Origin of the sequence: Novosphingobium sp. 1529, assembly GCF_040544855.1 — a bacterium.
Classification (GTDB): Bacteria; Pseudomonadota; Alphaproteobacteria; order Sphingomonadales; family Sphingomonadaceae; genus Novosphingobium; species Novosphingobium capsulatum.
Genome location: NZ_JBEPKW010000014.1, coordinates 66,327 through 82,476, shown reverse-complemented (window position 1 = coordinate 82,476; position 16,150 = coordinate 66,327). Strand labels below are relative to the sequence as shown.

At 65.9% G+C, this 16,150-nt stretch carries 10 protein-coding genes, 1 tRNA gene and 1 pseudogene; 4 read left to right on the top strand and 8 right to left on the bottom strand.

The annotated features are described in order from the left end of the window. Positions 1 to 17: 17 nt before the first annotated feature. A tRNA-Met gene (locus ABIC78_RS19505) sits at positions 18 to 94 on the top strand. 105 nt (positions 95 to 199) lie between these two features. Here the strand turns inward: ABIC78_RS19505 and tnpC are convergent. Beyond that, positions 200 to 1,033, bottom strand: a pseudogene (gene tnpC, locus ABIC78_RS19500) (IS66 family transposase); the annotation flags it as partial. A gap of 181 nt (positions 1,034 to 1,214) precedes the next feature. On the opposite strand from tnpC, the gene ABIC78_RS19495 reads away from it, so the two are divergent. Next, positions 1,215 to 2,123, top strand: a complete 909-nt coding sequence (locus ABIC78_RS19495) for a tyrosine-type recombinase/integrase (protein WP_054132368.1) — start codon at positions 1,215 to 1,217, stop codon at positions 2,121 to 2,123. A gap of 4 nt (positions 2,124 to 2,127) precedes the next feature. Further along, positions 2,128 to 3,321 (top strand): IS91 family transposase, encoded by a 1,194-nt coding sequence (locus ABIC78_RS19490; protein ID WP_354491471.1) that lies wholly within the window; start codon positions 2,128 to 2,130, stop codon positions 3,319 to 3,321. Positions 3,322 to 3,920: 599 nt separating this feature from the next. Here ABIC78_RS19490 and cobA read toward each other — a convergent pair. The 6 genes from cobA to ABIC78_RS19460 form a co-directional block, all read right to left on the bottom strand. After that, on the bottom strand, positions 3,921 to 4,694 hold the full coding sequence (cobA, locus tag ABIC78_RS19485) for a uroporphyrinogen-III C-methyltransferase (protein ID WP_054132369.1): 774 nt from the start codon (positions 4,692 to 4,694) through the stop codon (positions 3,921 to 3,923). Further along, positions 4,691 to 7,210 carry a nitrate reductase gene (locus ABIC78_RS19480; protein ID WP_171797681.1) on the bottom strand — a complete coding sequence of 840 codons (2,520 nt, stop codon included), beginning with the start codon at positions 7,208 to 7,210 and terminating at the stop codon, positions 4,691 to 4,693. Before ABIC78_RS19480 ends, cobA begins: the two co-directional genes overlap by 4 nt. Then, positions 7,207 to 7,548, bottom strand: a complete 342-nt coding sequence (gene nirD / locus ABIC78_RS19475; protein WP_028658358.1) for a nitrite reductase small subunit NirD — start codon at positions 7,546 to 7,548, stop codon at positions 7,207 to 7,209. The genes ABIC78_RS19480 and nirD overlap by 4 nt, the downstream gene beginning before the upstream one ends. Next, positions 7,548 to 10,118 (bottom strand): nitrite reductase large subunit NirB, encoded by a 2,571-nt coding sequence (nirB, locus tag ABIC78_RS19470; protein WP_022678166.1) that lies wholly within the window; start codon positions 10,116 to 10,118, stop codon positions 7,548 to 7,550. The genes nirD and nirB overlap by 1 nt, the downstream gene beginning before the upstream one ends. Positions 10,119 to 10,339: 221 nt before the next feature. After that, the gene (locus ABIC78_RS19465) at positions 10,340 to 11,590 is read right to left on the bottom strand and encodes an alginate export family protein (protein ID WP_171797682.1); all 1,251 of its coding nucleotides are present in this window, start codon (positions 11,588 to 11,590) and stop codon (positions 10,340 to 10,342) included. 69 nt (positions 11,591 to 11,659) lie between these two features. Further along, positions 11,660 to 12,916 (bottom strand): nitrate/nitrite transporter, encoded by a 1,257-nt coding sequence (locus tag ABIC78_RS19460; RefSeq protein WP_168353154.1) that lies wholly within the window; start codon positions 12,914 to 12,916, stop codon positions 11,660 to 11,662. 91 nt (positions 12,917 to 13,007) lie between these two features. Between ABIC78_RS19460 and ABIC78_RS19455 the strand changes: the two genes are divergently transcribed. After that, positions 13,008 to 14,699 carry a bifunctional protein-serine/threonine kinase/phosphatase gene (locus ABIC78_RS19455; RefSeq protein ID WP_022678163.1) on the top strand — a complete coding sequence of 564 codons (1,692 nt, stop codon included), beginning with the start codon at positions 13,008 to 13,010 and terminating at the stop codon, positions 14,697 to 14,699. Between the two features lie 235 nt (positions 14,700 to 14,934). On the opposite strand, the gene ABIC78_RS19450 is transcribed toward ABIC78_RS19455, so the two are convergent. Further along, on the bottom strand, positions 14,935 to 16,143 hold the full coding sequence (locus tag ABIC78_RS19450; protein WP_054132371.1) for an ABC transporter substrate-binding protein: 1,209 nt from the start codon (positions 16,141 to 16,143) through the stop codon (positions 14,935 to 14,937). Positions 16,144 to 16,150: the final 7 nt, after the last annotated feature.

The window sequence follows — 16,150 nt, the reverse complement described above, 5'->3', positions numbered from 1 at the left end:
ACGGGGCCGCAGCGCATCGCGGGGTGGAGCAGCCCGGTAGCTCGTCAGGCTCATAACCTGAAGGTCGCAGGTTCAAATCCTGCCCCCGCAACCATATCCCATCATACCAAACCGCTTCAGGACATCCCGAGGCGGCTTTTTTATGCCTGTTTTCCGTGGCTTATTTCCGAGTCGCGAAGTCTCAAGGTAAGCGACGTTCTCAGGCCACGGCGATCCAGGGCATGAGTTCGCCGACGGCGTTGACTGGATGACCGCTGGCGAGCTTGGGGAGGGTCTGGGCCAACCAAGTGTGTGGGTTCACGCCCGAGATTTTGCAGTTCTCGATAAGCGTAGCGATCACCGCCCAATTGTCGCCGCCCTCATCCGAACCGGCGAAGAGCACGTCCTTGCGATTCAGGGCCAAGGGCCGGATTGATCGCTCGACGGTGTTGGAATCCAGCTCGACGCGGCTATCGTCGAGGAACAGCGACAGCCCGGTCCAACGGGTCAAGGCGTGGCGGATAGCGTCGGCGAGCTTGCTCTTGGCGCTGACCTGGCGGAGCCTTGCCTCGAGATAGAGGTGCAGGTCATCGACAATGACGCGGGCCTGTTCAGCGCGCATAGCGCGGCGATGTTCTGCCCAGGTGCCCCGGACCTGGTCTGCGATGGCATAGAGCATGGCGATGCGGCGCAGCACCTCTGCCGCGACCGGGGAGTTCTCGGCCAGTTCGTAGAATTTGCGCCGAACGTGCGACCAGCAGAACGCCAGGCTGAGCTGCTGGCCACGCTTGGCCAGCGCGGGATAACCGCTGTAGCCATCGGCCTGCAGGATACCGCAATAGTTCCCCAGGTGCGACTGGGCGCGCTCACTCTTGCGATCGGGCGCGTAGACGTAGGCCACCAGTGGTGGATCATCGCCGCCCCATGGCCGGTCGTCGCGGGCATAGGCCCAGAGCTGCCCTGTCTTCGTCCACCCGCGTCCGGGATCGAGTACGGGGGCGGTGGTCTCATCCGCAAACAGACGTTGGGATCGTCGCAGCTCTTCGATAACCTGCCGTTGGTTCACCGTTATCGCTGCGGGTAGAAATGCCTGGTTCTGGGACAGGTACGAACCCGCTGGCGCGGGAGTGGCGCATGTTTTGAGGCCTGGCCAGTGATCGGCTGTCTGGGTCTAAGTTGAGGTCTGGCCCGAGTAGGCAGACGATTCCGGCTCCTTTCAACCAAGGAGTCGTACCATGACCAATGTTCTGTCTGATGCCCCAGCCAGTTCCCTGCGTCAGCGCATGATTGAAGACATGAACATGCGCCGGTTCACGCGGAAGACCCAGTTCGATTACGTGCGGCATGTCGCGAGGTTCGCCACATATCTTGGGCGTCCCCCCGATACTGCGACGGTAGAAGAGCTGCGGCAATTCCAGGTCGAACAGCGCGAGGCGGGCATAGGGATCCCGACCATGAACAGCATCGTTTCTGCGCTGCGTTTCTTTTTTACGCACACGATTGATCGTCCCGATCTGTCCCGCAAGCTTTATACGGTCAAGAACCCTCGCGCATTGCCTGTTGTCCTCAGCCGCGACGAGGTCGTGCTTCTCCTCGGCGCAACCAACTGCCTGAAGCACAAGGCTGCACTGTCCGTTGCCTATGGCGCTGGCTTGCGCGCCGCCGAAGTGACGATGCTGAAGGTCCGCGATGTCGACAGCAAGCGCATGCTCCTGCGCGTGGAGCGCGGTAAAGGCGGGCGCTATCGCAATGCGCTCCTGCCCGCTGACCTTCTTGCCCTTTTGCGCGAGTGGTGGACGGTGGGCCGCAAGCAAGGCGTCATGCACGCCGATGGCTGGCTGTTCCCGGGCATGCACTATCTCAAGCCGCTTAGTACCAGGCAGCTCCATCGGATCGTTGTTGATGCTGCCGAGGCTGCGGGTATCAAAAAGCGTGTCGGCCCACACACTCTGCGGCACAGCTTCGCCACGCATCTGCTTGAAGACGGTGTCGATATTCGGATCATCCAGGCGCTGCTCGGGCACGCGAACCTCGAGACAACCGCTTTCTACACCACGGTCGCAACTCGGACGGTGCGCGCGGTCATCAGTCCGCTGGACAAGTTGACGACGCTGCTCGAGGCGCAGGCGGCACCTCCCGGCTGAGCCGGTGCGCACCTCGCTCGAGGTCGCTGATATCTTCCGAAGCGCTGGGCCCGCCTATCGCACAGCCCATGCCGGGCATCTCAGCCTCGGTCAGCTCAAGGTCATGACGGCCATCGAGAACTGCCGCACCGGTGCACTGGGCGGTCACGTCGAAGCCTGCGATGATTGCGGGCACTGGCGGATCGCCTACAACTCGTGCCGCAACCGGCACTGTCCCAAGTGCCAGGGCGCTGCCGCGCGCACATGGCTGGCCGCGCGCGAGGCCGATCTGTTGCCGGTCGGCTACTTTCACGTGGTGTTCACGGTGCCTGCCGAGATTGCCGACATCGCCTGGCAGAACAAGGCGGTGGTCTATGATCTGTTGTTTCGCGCGGCTGCAGACACCATGCTGACCATCGCAGCCGATCCCAAACATCTGGGCGCGCGGATCGGCATCACCGCCGTGCTGCACACGTGGGGATCGGCACTGGCCCACCATCCGCATGTTCACATGATCGTGCCTGGCGGCGGCATCGCCCCGGATGGTACGCGCTGGATCTCGTCGCGCCCCGCCTTCCTGCTGCCGGTGCGTGTGCTGGGCGCGCTGTTCCGTCGGCTGTTTCTTACGCGCCTGCTGGCGTTGTTCGATGCTGGAAAGCTAGCCTTCTTCAGCACCTTGGCGGGGCTTGCCGCGCGCAAGGCCTTCCTGCGGCATCTGTCGCCAATCCGGAAAAAGCGCTGGGTGGTCTATGCCAAGCCGCCCTTTGCTGGTCCGCAAGCGGTGCTGGCCTATCTCTCGCGCTACACGCACCGCGTTGCCATTTCGAACCGGCGCCTCATTGCCTTCGACGAGACCGGCGCGACGTTCCGGTACAAGGATTATCGCCGCGACGGTGGCGAGCGCCAGCAGGTCATGACGCTGGCAGCCGACGAGTTCATCCGCCGCTTCCTGATCCACGTCCTGCCGCGCGGCTTCCACCGCATCCGGCATTACGGCCTGCTCGCCAGTTCAACCCACAAGGACGCCATGGCGCTCGCCCGCAAGCTGCTGGGCGTTGCCGCGCCAATCCACGGGCCCGAACCCGACGAACCGCCCGACCATCGCCCGCCATGCCCATGTTGCGGCGGGCACATGACCATCATCGAGACCTTCGTCCGCTGGTGCCAACCGCGTGCACCGCCGCAGCCAGCACCGCCGACCCGGGAGAACACGCCATGATCCGGCATGGCTTACCCTGCATAATGGCCGTGAACACTGCGCCCCGGCCAATGGGGATAGGCGTGTCGACGCCGCCAGCACAGTCAAACTTGGGCTCATGGCCAGCAGGATCAGCGGCGCTTCGAGAGAAATGGCCATCTGACTTCCAAGTTATTCCGCCCATCACAGGCTGGCCGGCAGGCTTGCTTCAGCCACCCCAATCCACACCAAAGCCCTTTTACCCATAGACCTGTGCGAGCCTCACCGCGGGTCGTACTTGTAAGACTTTCGTACGCCTGCCGGCGTCCGAAACCCTTCGACAAAGCGGCCTTGTGGCAGCGAGACTTCGAACGTCCGGATAAACCGAAACCGGTCATCCGATGCGTTCCGAAACGCCTTTCTCCTACTCCCAAGATTACAGACACCGGCGTTCTTTAATGGCCTGGGCCGAGGCAGCGTGAAAAATCAGGTGCCAAGTTACAAAGCTCACCTTCGAGGATTTTCCGAAAGTCTCCAAGAACAGCCCGGACAAACCTTCCCGCATTTTCTCGCGATGGGCGCACCACATCGGGGACACGTGTCAGCATCGAGATGCTGAATTAACCACCCGAGTACTCTTTTCATGCTTCGAGTGTCCTTCGTGCCGCCCCAGCGCCCCACGATGTTCGCTTGAGCGCTTGCCCGATGAGCAGCAGCGCTGGTCCGTCACGTAGCGCCGTCCGCGCGGCCAGTGGCAGAAGGTCGAGCCGGGTATGGAAACGTTGCTCGTTCGGCAGGCTGGCGTTTTCCACGAGGGCGACCGGCGTATCGCCCGGCAGGCCAGCGCCGATCAGCCCGTGCGAGACCGCGCTCGCAGCTGCCTTGCCCATGTAGATCGCCACAGTCGCCTGCGGGTCTGCCAGCGAGCTCCAATCGAGATTGAGCGTTTCTCCGGCGCGAGCGTGGGCCGTGACGAAAGTCAGTTTCCGGGCCAATCCGCGCAAGGTGAGCGATGCGCCGAGCGAGGCTGCCGCGGCGCTCGCGGCGGTAATGCCTGGGCAGATGGAGACGGCAATGCCCGCCGCGCGGCACGCGTCTAGTTCCTCAGTCGCCCGGCCGAAGATTGCCGGGTCGCCGCCTTTCAGCCGGACGACACGCTCGCCGCGCAGCGCCGCTTCGGCGATCAGGCGGTCGATGGTGGTCTGGTCCTTCGAGTGGCGGCCGGAGCGCTTGCCGACATAGATCAGCCGTGCGGTGGGCGGGGCGAGCCCGAGCACACCTTCGCCGACCAGCGCATCGTGGAAGATCGTATCGGCGCGGGCGATCAGGCGCTCAGCCTTGCGGGTGAGCAGTTCGGGATCGCCCGGTCCTGCGCCGACCAGCCATACGCTGCCTTGCGGGAAATCGTCGTTCATGCCGCCTTCTCCTCGGATGATGGGGTGATCGTTTCGAGCAGCCGGGCGATCGCCGGGCGGCATGAACCGCAATTGGTGCCCGCTGCCGTTGCCGCGCCGATGGCAGCGACCGTGCACGCGCCACCGCGCGCTGCCGTCTCGATATTGCGCGCACCAATTCCGTGGCAGACGCAGACGATCGGGCCGGGATCGGGCGCGGGCGAGGCGGGGCGAGCGGCGAGGAGTTCGGCCGGGGCCGCTTGCCCAAGGCCGACTTGTGCGGCGATCCAGTCGCGCGCCGGCAGCGTGCCGCTGCGGGTGACATAGAGCGCAGCGGCAACGGTGCCGTCCCCTGCCAGTACGACGATGCGGCGCATCCCGCGCGCGGTGTCGACCACTTCGATCCGCTCGCCTTCGCCAAGCAGCGCGTCGACATTTACGCTGCCCTCGCCGGCCAGTTCCATCAGCCAGCCTTGCGGCAGGCGCGAAGCCACCCAGTAGGGAATGCCCTGAGGGCGCACCGCTTCGACCGAAACCAGAAAGGCGCGCCAATCGGCCACGACCGGTTCGATCCGCGCCGGGCCGTTCTTGAAGCCGGGCTGGCCCGACACCGGATCGACGTTCGGTGCCACGAGCCAGTTGCTGCGCCCATCGCCCGCCATCGCATCGCTCCAGTGCATCGGCACGAAGATTTCGCCATGGCGCTGGCCCGGATCGAACGCGACGCGGAAAACTGCGCTGCCTTGCGGGGTGCGCACGCGCGCCAGAGCGCCTTCGGCCAGGCCAGCTGCGGCTGCGTCTTTGGGGTGGACTTCCAGCAGCGGCTCGCGGCGATGCTGCGACAGCTTGGGACTCAGCCCGGTGCGGGTCATCGTGTGCCACTGATCGCGATAGCGCCCGGTGTTGAGCCGCAGCGGGAAGGCCGGATCGAAGTGCATCTGCGCCGGGCGGACCGGAACGATCTTCTGTTCGGGCGCCAGCGCCTGCCGGCCACCCCACTGGAACGGCGCAAGCGCGTCGTAGGCCTCGTCCGACAGCGCGGCGTGCGCCGTCAGGTCGAGCACCTTGCCGTGTCGGGCGGCCAGCGCGGTCATCGCCGCATATTCGCGGAACACATCGGCGCTGCTGTTCCAGGCGAAGGCCCCGCCGTGGCCAAGCCTGCGGGCCACGTCGGCGATGATCGCCCAGTCGGCCCGCGCCATGCCCGGCGGTGCGAACAGGGCGCGCTGGCGGCTGATGCGGCGTTCGGAGTTGGTGACGGTGCCATCCTTTTCGCCCCAGCCAAGCGCGGGCAGGCGGACGTGGGCCAGGCGGGCGGTGTCGGTATCGGCGATCACGTCGGACACGACGAGCGTTTCGCACTTGGCCAGCGCGGCCCGCACGAAAGCCGCATCAGGCATCGATACGGCAGGGTTGGTCGCCATCACCCACAGGAATCGGACGCCGCCTTGGTCAATCGCGCGGAACAGGTCCACCGCTTTCAGGCCGGGACCGGGGCAGAGCCGGTCCGTGTTCCAGAAGGCGGCGACATCGGCACGCTCTGCCTCGGAAAAGCCGAGGTGGCAGGCAAGCGTGTTGGCAAGCCCGCCAACTTCGCGCCCGCCCATCGCGTTGGGCTGGCCGGTCATGCTGAACGGCCCCGCGCCGGCCTGGCCGATGCGCCCGGTGGCAAGGTGCAGGTTGATGATCGCGTTGCCCTTGTCGGTGCCGCCGGTCGACTGGTTCGCCCCCATGCTGAACAGCGTGACCATGCGCGGGCTTGCGGCGACGAGGTCGACCAGCGCGGCGAATTGCCGGGCGGGAATGCCCGGATCGCAGGCAAGGCCGTCCCACGCTTCCACCTTGGCCAGCCCGCGTTCGCAAAGCGCGTGGAGCAGGGCGTTGAACAGAGTGGTATCGCCATCGGGTGCAATGGCTACGTGCATGTCGGCCTGCTCGGCGGTTTCGGTGCGGCGCGGGTCGATCACGACGATCTTCGTGCCCCGCGCCTCGCGCGCTGCTTCGATCCGCTGCCAGATCACCGGATGGCACCAGGCGGTGTTCGAGCCGACGAGCAGGACGAGGTCGGCCTCTTCAAGATCGGTGTACGAGCACGGAACAAGGTCTTCGCCGAAGCTGCGGTTATGCGCGGCGACCGCGCTCGCCATGCACAGGCGGCTGTTGGTGTCGATGTTGGCGGTGCCGACGAAGCCCTTGATGAGCTTGTTTGCGGCGTAATAGTCCTCGGTCAGCAACTGGCCCGAGACATAGAAGGCCACGCTGTCTGGCCCGTGCGCGGCAATGGTCGCGCGCATCCGTTCGGCGACGAGATTCAGTGCGCTGTCCCAGTCCGTGCGCTGGTTGCCGATCATCGGCGAGAGCAGGCGGCCTTCGAGGCCAACCGTCTCGCCGAGGTGGGTGCCCTTGGAACAGAGCCGGCCGAAGTTGGCGGGGTGCGCCTCGTCGCCCCGGATCGTCACCGTCCGGGGCCCCGTGACTTCGGCCCGGATGCCGCAGCCGACGCCGCAATAGGCGCAGGTGGTGCGGATTTCGCTCACGCTGCGCGCTGGCCCAGTACGGCGGCACGCAGCAGGTAGATGCGCTCGGCATCGACCTTGAGCGGTATGACGGGGACGCACCCCTTATCCTCACCCTGCGCCTCGCCGGTTTTCAGCGAGATGTTCCAGTTGTGCAGCGGGCAGGTGACCATGCCGCCGTGGACGATGCCCTGCGACAGCGGCCCCTGCTTGTGCGGGCACTTGTTGATCAGCGCGTGAAATTCGCCGTTCTGGGTGCGGAATACCGCGATCTCTTCGCCGCCGACCACCGGCAGGGTGCGCGCGGTGCCCGGGGCGATCTGGTCCACCGGGCCGATATCGAGCCAATCGCCGAACATCATGCTTGCTCCATCTGAAGGGGGCGCACCTCGGCAAGGTGCTGGTGAAGTTCGGAATGGGCGCCCGCGGCGCGTTCGGCCCAGGGATCATCCTGGCAGAACAGCTGCGAATGGCGGAACCGCGCGGCGAGCCGGGTCAAGCGGTCGGGATCGTCGAACAGGCCGGCCTTGACGTGATCCAGCCCGACCCGCTCGATCCACGGCGCGGTGCGTTCAAGGTAATGCGCCTGTTCGCGGTAAAGCTGGATGAAGGCGGCGCACACGTCCATCGCCTCGGCCTCCGTCGCGACCTTGCACAGCAGGTCGGTGGCCCGCACCTTGATCCCGCCATTGCCGCCGACATGCAGTTCGTAGCCTGAATCGACGCAGACCACGCCGAAGTCCTTGATCGTCGCTTCGGCGCAGTTGCGCGGGCAGCCGCTGACCGCGATCTTGAACTTGTGGGGCATCCACGAACCCCAGGTCATGCGTTCCAGCTTGACGCCCAGCCCAGTCGAATCCTGCGTTCCGAAGCGGCACCATTCCGACCCGACGCATGTCTTCACGGTGCGCAAGGATTTGCCATAGGCGTGGCCCGAAACCATCCCGGCGGCGTTGAGATCGGCCCAGACTGCGGGCAGGTCTTCCTTCTTGATGCCGAAGATGTCGAGCCGCTGGCCGCCAGTCACCTTGACCATCGGCGCGTTGTACTTCTCGACCACATCGGCGATGGCGCGTAGTTCCTTGGGGTTGGTCAGGCCGCCCCACATGCGCGGGACCACCGAATAGGTGCCATCCTTCTGGATGTTGGCGTGCATCCTCTCGTTCACGAAGCGGCTCTTCTGATCATCTTCGTAGACACCCGGCCAGGCGCAGAGCAGGTAGTAGTTGAGCGCCGGACGGCACGAAGCGCAGCCATCGGGCGTCCTCCAGTGCAGTTCCTGCATCACCTGCGGGATCGCCTTAAGGTTCTTTTCCAAGATCAGGCGCCGCACGTCATCGTGGCCGAAGCTGGTGCATTTGCACAGCGTCTTCGGCCCCGACTGGACTTCGTCGCCCAGGGTCAGCGCGAGCAGGCTTTGGACGAGACCGGTGCACGAACCGCAGCTCGCCGAAGCCTTGCAGGTGGAGCGCACCGCATCGAGGCTGCACGCCCCGGCCTTGATCGAGGCGACGACCTGGCCCTTGGAAACGCCGTTGCAACCACAGATTTCGGCATCGTCCGAAAGGGCGGCAACGGCGGCATTAGGGTCCAGCGATGGCCCTCCGCTGGCAAAGGCCTGTCCGAAGATCAGCGCTTCGCGGATGGGGGAGATGTCCTCGCCCTTCTTCAGCAGGTCGAAGTACCACGATCCGTCGGCGGTATCGCCATAGAGCACCGCGCCCACCAGGCGGTTGTCGCGCACCACCACGCGCTTGTAGATCCCGCGCGCGGCATCGCGCATGACGATGTCCTCGGCACCGTCTGCGCCGGAAAAGTCGCCGGCGCTGAACAGGTCGATGCCCGATACCTTTAGCTTGGTGGACGTGACCGAGCCGGTGTAGCCGGTGGGCTGCTCGCAAGCCCCCTCATCCCTGCAAGCATTATCGGCCAAGGCGCGGCACATGTCCCACAGCGGGGCGACCAGGCCGTAGCACTGGCCCCGGTGCTGGACGCATTCGCCCACCGCCATGATGGCAGGGTCGCTCGTCACCATGTGATCGTCGACAACGATGCCGCGCTCGACGGCAAGGCCCGCCGACCTGGCAAGCCCGGTCGCGGGGCGGATGCCCACCGCCATCACGACGATATCGGCCGGGAATTCGCGCCCGTCCTTCAGCTTCACGCCGGTGACTTGGCCGTTGGCGCCGGTGATCTCGGCAGTGTCGCCGCCGGTGACGATGGTCTGGCCGCGCCGTTCCAGTTCGCTTTTTAGCAGGAAGCCCGCCGCTTCGTCGAGCTGGCGCTCCATCAGCGTGGGCATGATGTGGACGACGGTGACCTTCATGCCGCGCAAGGCAAGCCCGTGCGCGGCTTCAAGCCCGAGCAGCCCGCCGCCGATCACCACGGCCGAACCGCCCTTGTCCGCTGCGGCCAGCATCCGGTCCACATCGTCCAGATCGCGGAAGGTGACCACCCCATCCAGATCATGGCCGGGCACCGGGATGATGAACGGGTCGGAACCGGTGGCGATGAGCAGGCGGTCGTAAGGCTCGATCCGCCCTGAACGGGTGGCCAGGGTGCGGGTGTCGCGGTCGATCGAAACCACCAGATCGCCCGAAACCAGCGTGATGGCGTTGTCGGCGTACCATTCGGGACCGTTGATGACGATGTCTTCGAACGCCTTTTCGCCCGCCAGTACGGGCGAAAGCATGATGCGGTTGTAGTTCACCCGCGGTTCGGCGCCGAAGATGGTCACATCGAAGCGGTCTGGATCGCGGGCGAGGATTTCCTCCACGGCGCGGCATCCGGCCATGCCGTTGCCGATCACCGCAAGCCGTTCGCGAACCGGGACGGTTGCGGGGGCTTGCTTGTCTAGCACTGTCGTCGGGGTGTTCACGGGATTTCCCTCTGGCAGATGCGTGAACACGAAAAAGCCGCCCGAACGCATCCCGGTGAAGGGAGGTCTGGGCGGCGACGATGCCACGCAATGGTGATGGTTCAGGTGGCGCTCTATCACCCTTCATTGGGTGGCGCTGGTACCTTCGAAGCAAAGGCTAACCGATTCGGGGCGTTGAGTGCAAGCAACATTTTTGCGCTGCAGCAATGGAAAGCGGAAAGCGGCCCCTGGACGAACCGCGTTCCGCCCCATGCAACGCGCAGAAACCGCGCTTAGAAAGCGTAGTCCGCCTCAAGCCAGAACTTGGTGGTATCGACACCAAAGCCCTTGGCCTTGTAATCGGCATACTTGGCAAGCAGCGCCACCTTGCGCACCTTGAAGCCCACGCTGGCGTCCCATTCCTCGCCGAACTTTACGTGGCCGACGTCCGAATGGAAATCGTGCCAAGTAACGTTGGCATTCAGCCCGTGCAGCTTCGGAAACGCCTTGGCGAGCCCGACGTAAACATCTTCGAGGCCGGACTTCGGGGTCGTCAGGAACAGGTCGGCCCAGCCGTTGAACTTGTGCAGCGTGGCCATCGGCGTTTGCAGCGCGATCCCTTTGTCGGAACCGAGCTTTTCATAGCCACCCGTGGCGGTGAAGTCATAGGCGGCAAGCCCGGCTTCGGCGTTCACGTAATCGGCGCCGTACTTGGCCGGGTTATCCTTCCACCCCTGCTGGTGAGCATAACTGCCGATCAGGTTCAGCTTGGCTTTCTTGCCCAGCGGCAGTGCGGCGGTGGCGCGCACGCCATAAGTCTGGGTGTCGGCCAGCGTAATGGCCAGTGGCCCGACCTGCTCCTTGGTATCGTAATCGAGCAGGTATGAGAAAGCCTTGAGCGTCACCGAGCCCTGCTTCACGCCCGCCTGAAGGAACCAGAAGTTCCCGTCATAGGCCGTGCGCGGGCCAGCATCGAGGCCGTAAATCGTGCGCTGGCTGTTGGCATAGGTCACGTCGGCCATGACCGGGCCGATCGTGGCTTCGCCGCGCACGGCGTCGAAGGTCTGCTCGTTCTGGCGCCAGGCCACACCGCCAACCCAGCGCTGATCGTCAAGGTTGATGCGCTGGCGGCCCACCGTCAGCCCCAGCTGCCTGGTACGGTACTGGATCTGCAAGCGGTTGAGTTCGACGTTGGCCGCATCGGGCACGATAGCGTAGTCCGGACGCGCCTTGTCGGGAACGAACGTCAGGCCGTTGAAGTGGTTGTCGATTTCCAGCGTGCTTTCCGCTTCGGCCAGCACGGAAAGATGCGAGGGCGCGTGCTTCAGTTCGAAGCCGCTGCGCAGGCGCAATGTGACGGCATCGGCGTCCTTGGTCGGTGTGTCGACGTTTTCCCAGCGCAGGCGTGCATCCAGCATGGGATCGAAGGTCAGCGTGTCGGTAACCGGCACCGGATCTCCGAAAGCCTTGGGCGCGGCAAGCGCGGGCTGCGCGAGGGCAAGCGGCGCTGCCAGTGCAGCGGCGCCGAGAAGCATGGTCTTCATGGTTGGAAATTCCCTCATGTTGTGGGGCCAGGGCGGTAGCGTGCCGCCCCGGTCACCCGGCAGCTCAGGTCAGATGCGGGCGCCCGAAAGGGCGGCACCCCAAGTGGTCCGCCAGCGGCTCTTGACCGCGGTAAGCCCTGCCAGCGCGACGATCGCCAGTGCAGCGAAGATCATGAAGCCGAGCGAAGCGCTGCCGGTGGCCTTCTTGATCGCGCCCAGCGAGCTTGCGAGGTAGAACCCGCCAAGGCCGCCGCCGAAGCCAACCAGACCAGTCATCACGCCGATCTCCTTGCGGAAGCGCTGCGGCACCAGCTGGAACACGGCGCCGTTGCCCACGCCCAGCGTGCCCATCACAGCGACGAACAGCACGACCGCGATCGCAAGGCCGCTGGTCGCGACCATGGCAATCACGCCGAGCAGCACGGCGGCGGCCACGTAGACCGCGGTGAGCGTGCGGATACCGCCGAAGCGGTCGGCCAGCGCGCCGCCCATGGGGCGCAGCAGCGAGCCCATGAAGACGGCGGCGGCGGTGCAGTAGCCGGCGATCACCGGGGTGACGCCGAAGCTGTCGGCATAGAACGTGGGCAGCGAGCTCGACAGACCGACGAAGCCGCCGAACGTCACGAAGTAGAACAGCATGAACCACCAGGCGTCCGCCTCCCTGAGCACCGAGGCGTAAGCCGAAAGCGGCTTGGGCGCGGGCTGGTCGGGGCTGTCCTTGGCGGCGATCAGGTAAAAGGCGAAAACCGCGATCAGCGGGATCAGCGCAAAGCCGAAGACATTGGTCCAGCCATAGGCCTTGGCCAGCAGCGCAGCGAACAGTGAGGCGAACACGGTGCCCGAATTGCCCATGCCGGCAATGCCCATGGCCTTGCCTTGATGTTCGGGCGGATACCACCGGCTGGCGAGCGGCAGCGACACGGCAAAGCTCGCCCCCGCAAAGCCCAGGATCACGCCAAGCGCAAGCGTTGCCTGATAGCTGGAAATGCCGAAGTGCCAGGCCACGAACAGTCCGGCGATGACCACGATCTGGCTGATCGTCCCGGTCAGCTTGGGACCGATACGATCGACCAGCACACCGTTGATCAGGCGAATGACCGCGCCCGCAAGCGTCGGGATGGCGACCATCATGCCCTTCTGGGCCGGGTCCAGTCCCAGCTCCTTCGAGATGATCGGCGCCAGCGGGCCGAGCAGGACCCAGACCATGAAGGCCATGTCGAAATAAAGGAACGCGGCGAGCAGCGTGGGGCTGTGGCCGGATTTCCAGAAGCTGGTCGTGGCGCCCTGCGGCGCGGGCTTAGCGGATGGCATGGCAACCGTGGCCATAGATGGTCCTCTCTGCACTTGACGGGTGGTGGATTGGAACGATCCTCACGCGGGCGGGCGACGTGCCCGGGCGCAAGGGGCTGAAGCGAACATGCGGAGCGGTGGAGAACTGGTTGTTGCGGCTGGATTTTTCAGTGCGACCGGGCCGCGTGACGACAACCAGGACTTCGGCGGCGTGCATCTTGGCACCGCGACCGAGCGTGCCCGCCACGGCATCGTTGCCGCGGTGGCCGATGGGGTAAGTGGCGGGAAGCAGGGCCGCGCCGCAGCAGAACTTGCGGTGCGCGCGCTGGTCGAAGGCTTCTACGCGCTGCCCGAAACGCTGGGGCCGGCCCGCGCCATCGGGCAGGCAATGGGCGCCTATAACCGCTGGCTCAACGTGCAGGGCCGGGGCGAGAGCATGGCCAACAGCGGCACCACGTTCACCGCCATGACCCTGCGCGGGCGCCAGGTGCATGTGGCGCATGTCGGTGACAGCCGCGCCTGGCGCTTTGCCGGGGGCCGGCTGACCTGCCTCACCACCGATCACGTCCGCCCCGAGCCCGACCTCAATCACGTGCTGATCCGCGCGCTGGGGCTCGAGGCCGATCTGCGGCTCGATCACTGCACGCTGGAACTTGCCGAACGCGACCGGCTGCTGCTCACCACCGACGGCGTGCACGCGGTGCTTTCGGCAGCCCGCCTCGCCGCGATTATCGGTGAGGATGCGAGTGCCGAGGCAACGGCGCAGCGGCTGGTCGAAGCGGCGCTCGCCGCCGGTGGCCGCGACAATGCAACCGCGCTGGTACTCGACGTGGTGCGCCTGCCCGCGCCCGATCACGACGGCATCCTCGCCGAAGTCTCCGGGCTGCCTTTCGTCCCCCCGGCGGGCGTTGGCGAGACCATCGACGGATTCCGCATCGAGCGGGCCTTGAGCGAAGGCCGCCACGCCGTGCTGCTTGTCGCCACGGACGAGGAGGACGGCGAGCGGGTGGTGCTCAAGTTCCCCCGCCGCGAGATCCTGTCCGACCATGCGCTGCGGCTGGCCTTCGCTCGCGAATTGCTGCTTTCGCGCCGGGTGGCTAGCCCCTTCGTGCTGGCGGCGCGCCCGGTGCGGCCCGAACGGCAGAGCGGGCTCTATTCCGTGCTGCCGCTGCTGGCAGGCGAGAGCATGGATGCGCGGCTGGAGCGCGGAAATCCGCCGCTCGAAGAGGCGCGGCAGGCGGCGATCGGGCTGGTGCGCGGGCTTGCCGCGCTGCACAAGCTCGAAGTCGTCCACCGCGACGTGAAGCCCGACAACGTCATGCTGACCGGTGACGGCGGCGTGAAGCTGATCGACCTTGGCGTCGCGCGGCTGCCGCGTGTCGAGGATTTCCATCCCGACGAGATTCCGGGAACGCCGGGTTTCATGGCGCCCGAACAGTTCGACGGCAACGCGGGCGATGCGCTGACCGACCAGTTCGCGCTGGGCGTCACGCTCTACCGCTGGTTCACCGGCAAGTGGCCCTATGGCGAGCAGGAGGCGTTCCAGCGCCCACGCTTTGGCATCGCGCCGGCGCCTTCGCGCCATCGCCCGGAAATCCCGAGCTGGCTCGATGCCGCGATCCTGACCGCCATCGCGCCCCGGCGCGAGGACCGCTTTGGCGATGTGGTGGAACTGCTCCGCGCGCTCGAAAGCGGCGGCGCGCTGGGCCTTGCCGCCGCCCGTCGCCGGCCGCTGATCGAACGCGATCCGGCGATGTTCTGGAAGGGCACCAGCGCGCTGCTGGCGGCCGCGCTGGTCGCCTCGCTGCTGCTGCGCTGATCGCTCCTTGCTGCCCACGCCGGGTTGGCTCCTGCCGACGCGCAACACAAAAAAGCCGCCTCGACTTGGCCGGAAGGGCCAGATCGGGCGGCGACGTTGCCACGCGTTGTTGATGCTGTGCACGGCTGGCCTGCGGTGCGCCCCCTCGTCGGGACACGGCCATCGTGCAGCCCAAGGCTAAGCGATTCGCCCCTGCGAGGTAAAGCGCTTTTTGCGACGCAGCATGAAATCGATCTTACGGCAGGGTGGCAAGGTAGCCTGCAAGATCGGCCGGATCGAACACCCCGCCATCGAAGAAACGGTTGCTTTCCAGTGTCATCCGCCCCTGCTGCGTGCCGACGACGGTGGTCCCGGCAAGGCTTCCTTCGACCTTCGAACTTGCCCCCGGCAGCGGTTCGGCGCTGCCGACCAGCGCGCTACGGTAGACATCGGGGCGGAACACGCGGGCCGCCTTGCGCGCTTCTTCGGGCACGATCGCGCCGTGTTCCCAGCGTACCATCTGGGTGTAGAGCCACTCGGCCTGGCTGACCCACGGAAAGTTTGCCGCCTCGCGATACTGGAACATGAAATCGGGGAAGGGCACGATCGCGCCTCCCTTTGCCAGCATCAGCTGGTCCGAAATCGCGCGGTGGATCAGTGCGGCGCTGCCGTCGAGGTATTCCGGCCGGGCCAGAATCGCGGCGTTGGCGTCCCAGTTGGCCGGATCGACGAAATGGCGCGCGGCACGGATCAGCGCGCGGACCAGCGCCTCGACATCGTCGCGGCGTTGGTCGACCAGCCGCTCCTTCATCGTCAGGACTTTCTCGACCCCGCGCCGCCAGATCTGCGCGGTGACCATGACGATCTCGCCCGCGCCGCGTTCGACAGCCACGCTGTTCCAGGGTTCGCCCACGCAGATCGCATCGACTTCGCCGGCATCCAGCGCATCAGCACAGAAGGGCGGTGCCACAGTGGTTATCTCGACATCGTGGTCAGGGCGGATGCCGCTGGCTGCCAGCCAGTAGCGCAGCATGTGGTTGTGTGTCGAATGGCGGTGCACGACGCCGAAGCGCAAGCGGTCACCCGCCGCGATGCGCTCTTGCGCCACCAGTCGGAGCGCGGCGCCAGCTCTAACCGGATCGGCGAGCTGGCCGGGCGCTGTCAGGCGGCGGGCAAGGTCAGGCCGCATGGTCAGCGCGTTGCCGTTAAGGCCGAGCACGAACGGCACCGCCAGCGGCTGGGCGGGGCGCCCCCGGCCGAGCGTCGTGGCGATGGCCAGCGGGGCGACCATGTGCGCGGCATCGCTATGGCCATAGAGCAGGCGGTCGAGAACGGTCGCCCAGCTCATGTCCCGCACCAGCCGCAGCGACAGCCCTTCCGCTTCGGCAAAGCCATGCTCGCGGGCAAGGATCGGCAGGCACGCATCGACCAGCGGCAGGAACCCGACGGTCAGTTCGCTGGACATTGCTGGC

Excerpts from the sequence above, each read along its gene's own strand:
- nirB (WP_022678166.1), bottom strand. The coding sequence starts at position 10,118 with ATGCGTTCGGGCGGCTTTTTCGTGTTCACGCATCTGCCAGAGGGAAAT.
- ABIC78_RS19495 (WP_054132368.1), top strand. The coding sequence starts at position 1,215 with ATGACCAATGTTCTGTCTGATGCCCCAGCCAGTTCCCTGCGTCAGCGC.
- nirD (WP_028658358.1), bottom strand. The coding sequence starts at position 7,548 with ATGTTCGGCGATTGGCTCGATATCGGCCCGGTGGACCAGATCGCCCCG.
- cobA (WP_054132369.1), bottom strand. The coding sequence starts at position 4,694 with ATGAACGACGATTTCCCGCAAGGCAGCGTATGGCTGGTCGGCGCAGGA.
- ABIC78_RS19460 (WP_168353154.1), bottom strand. The coding sequence starts at position 12,916 with ATGGCCACGGTTGCCATGCCATCCGCTAAGCCCGCGCCGCAGGGCGCC.
- ABIC78_RS19450 (WP_054132371.1), bottom strand. The coding sequence starts at position 16,143 with ATGTCCAGCGAACTGACCGTCGGGTTCCTGCCGCTGGTCGATGCGTGC.
- ABIC78_RS19465 (WP_171797682.1), bottom strand. The coding sequence starts at position 11,590 with ATGAAGACCATGCTTCTCGGCGCCGCTGCACTGGCAGCGCCGCTTGCC.
- ABIC78_RS19455 (WP_022678163.1), top strand. The coding sequence starts at position 13,008 with ATGCGGAGCGGTGGAGAACTGGTTGTTGCGGCTGGATTTTTCAGTGCG.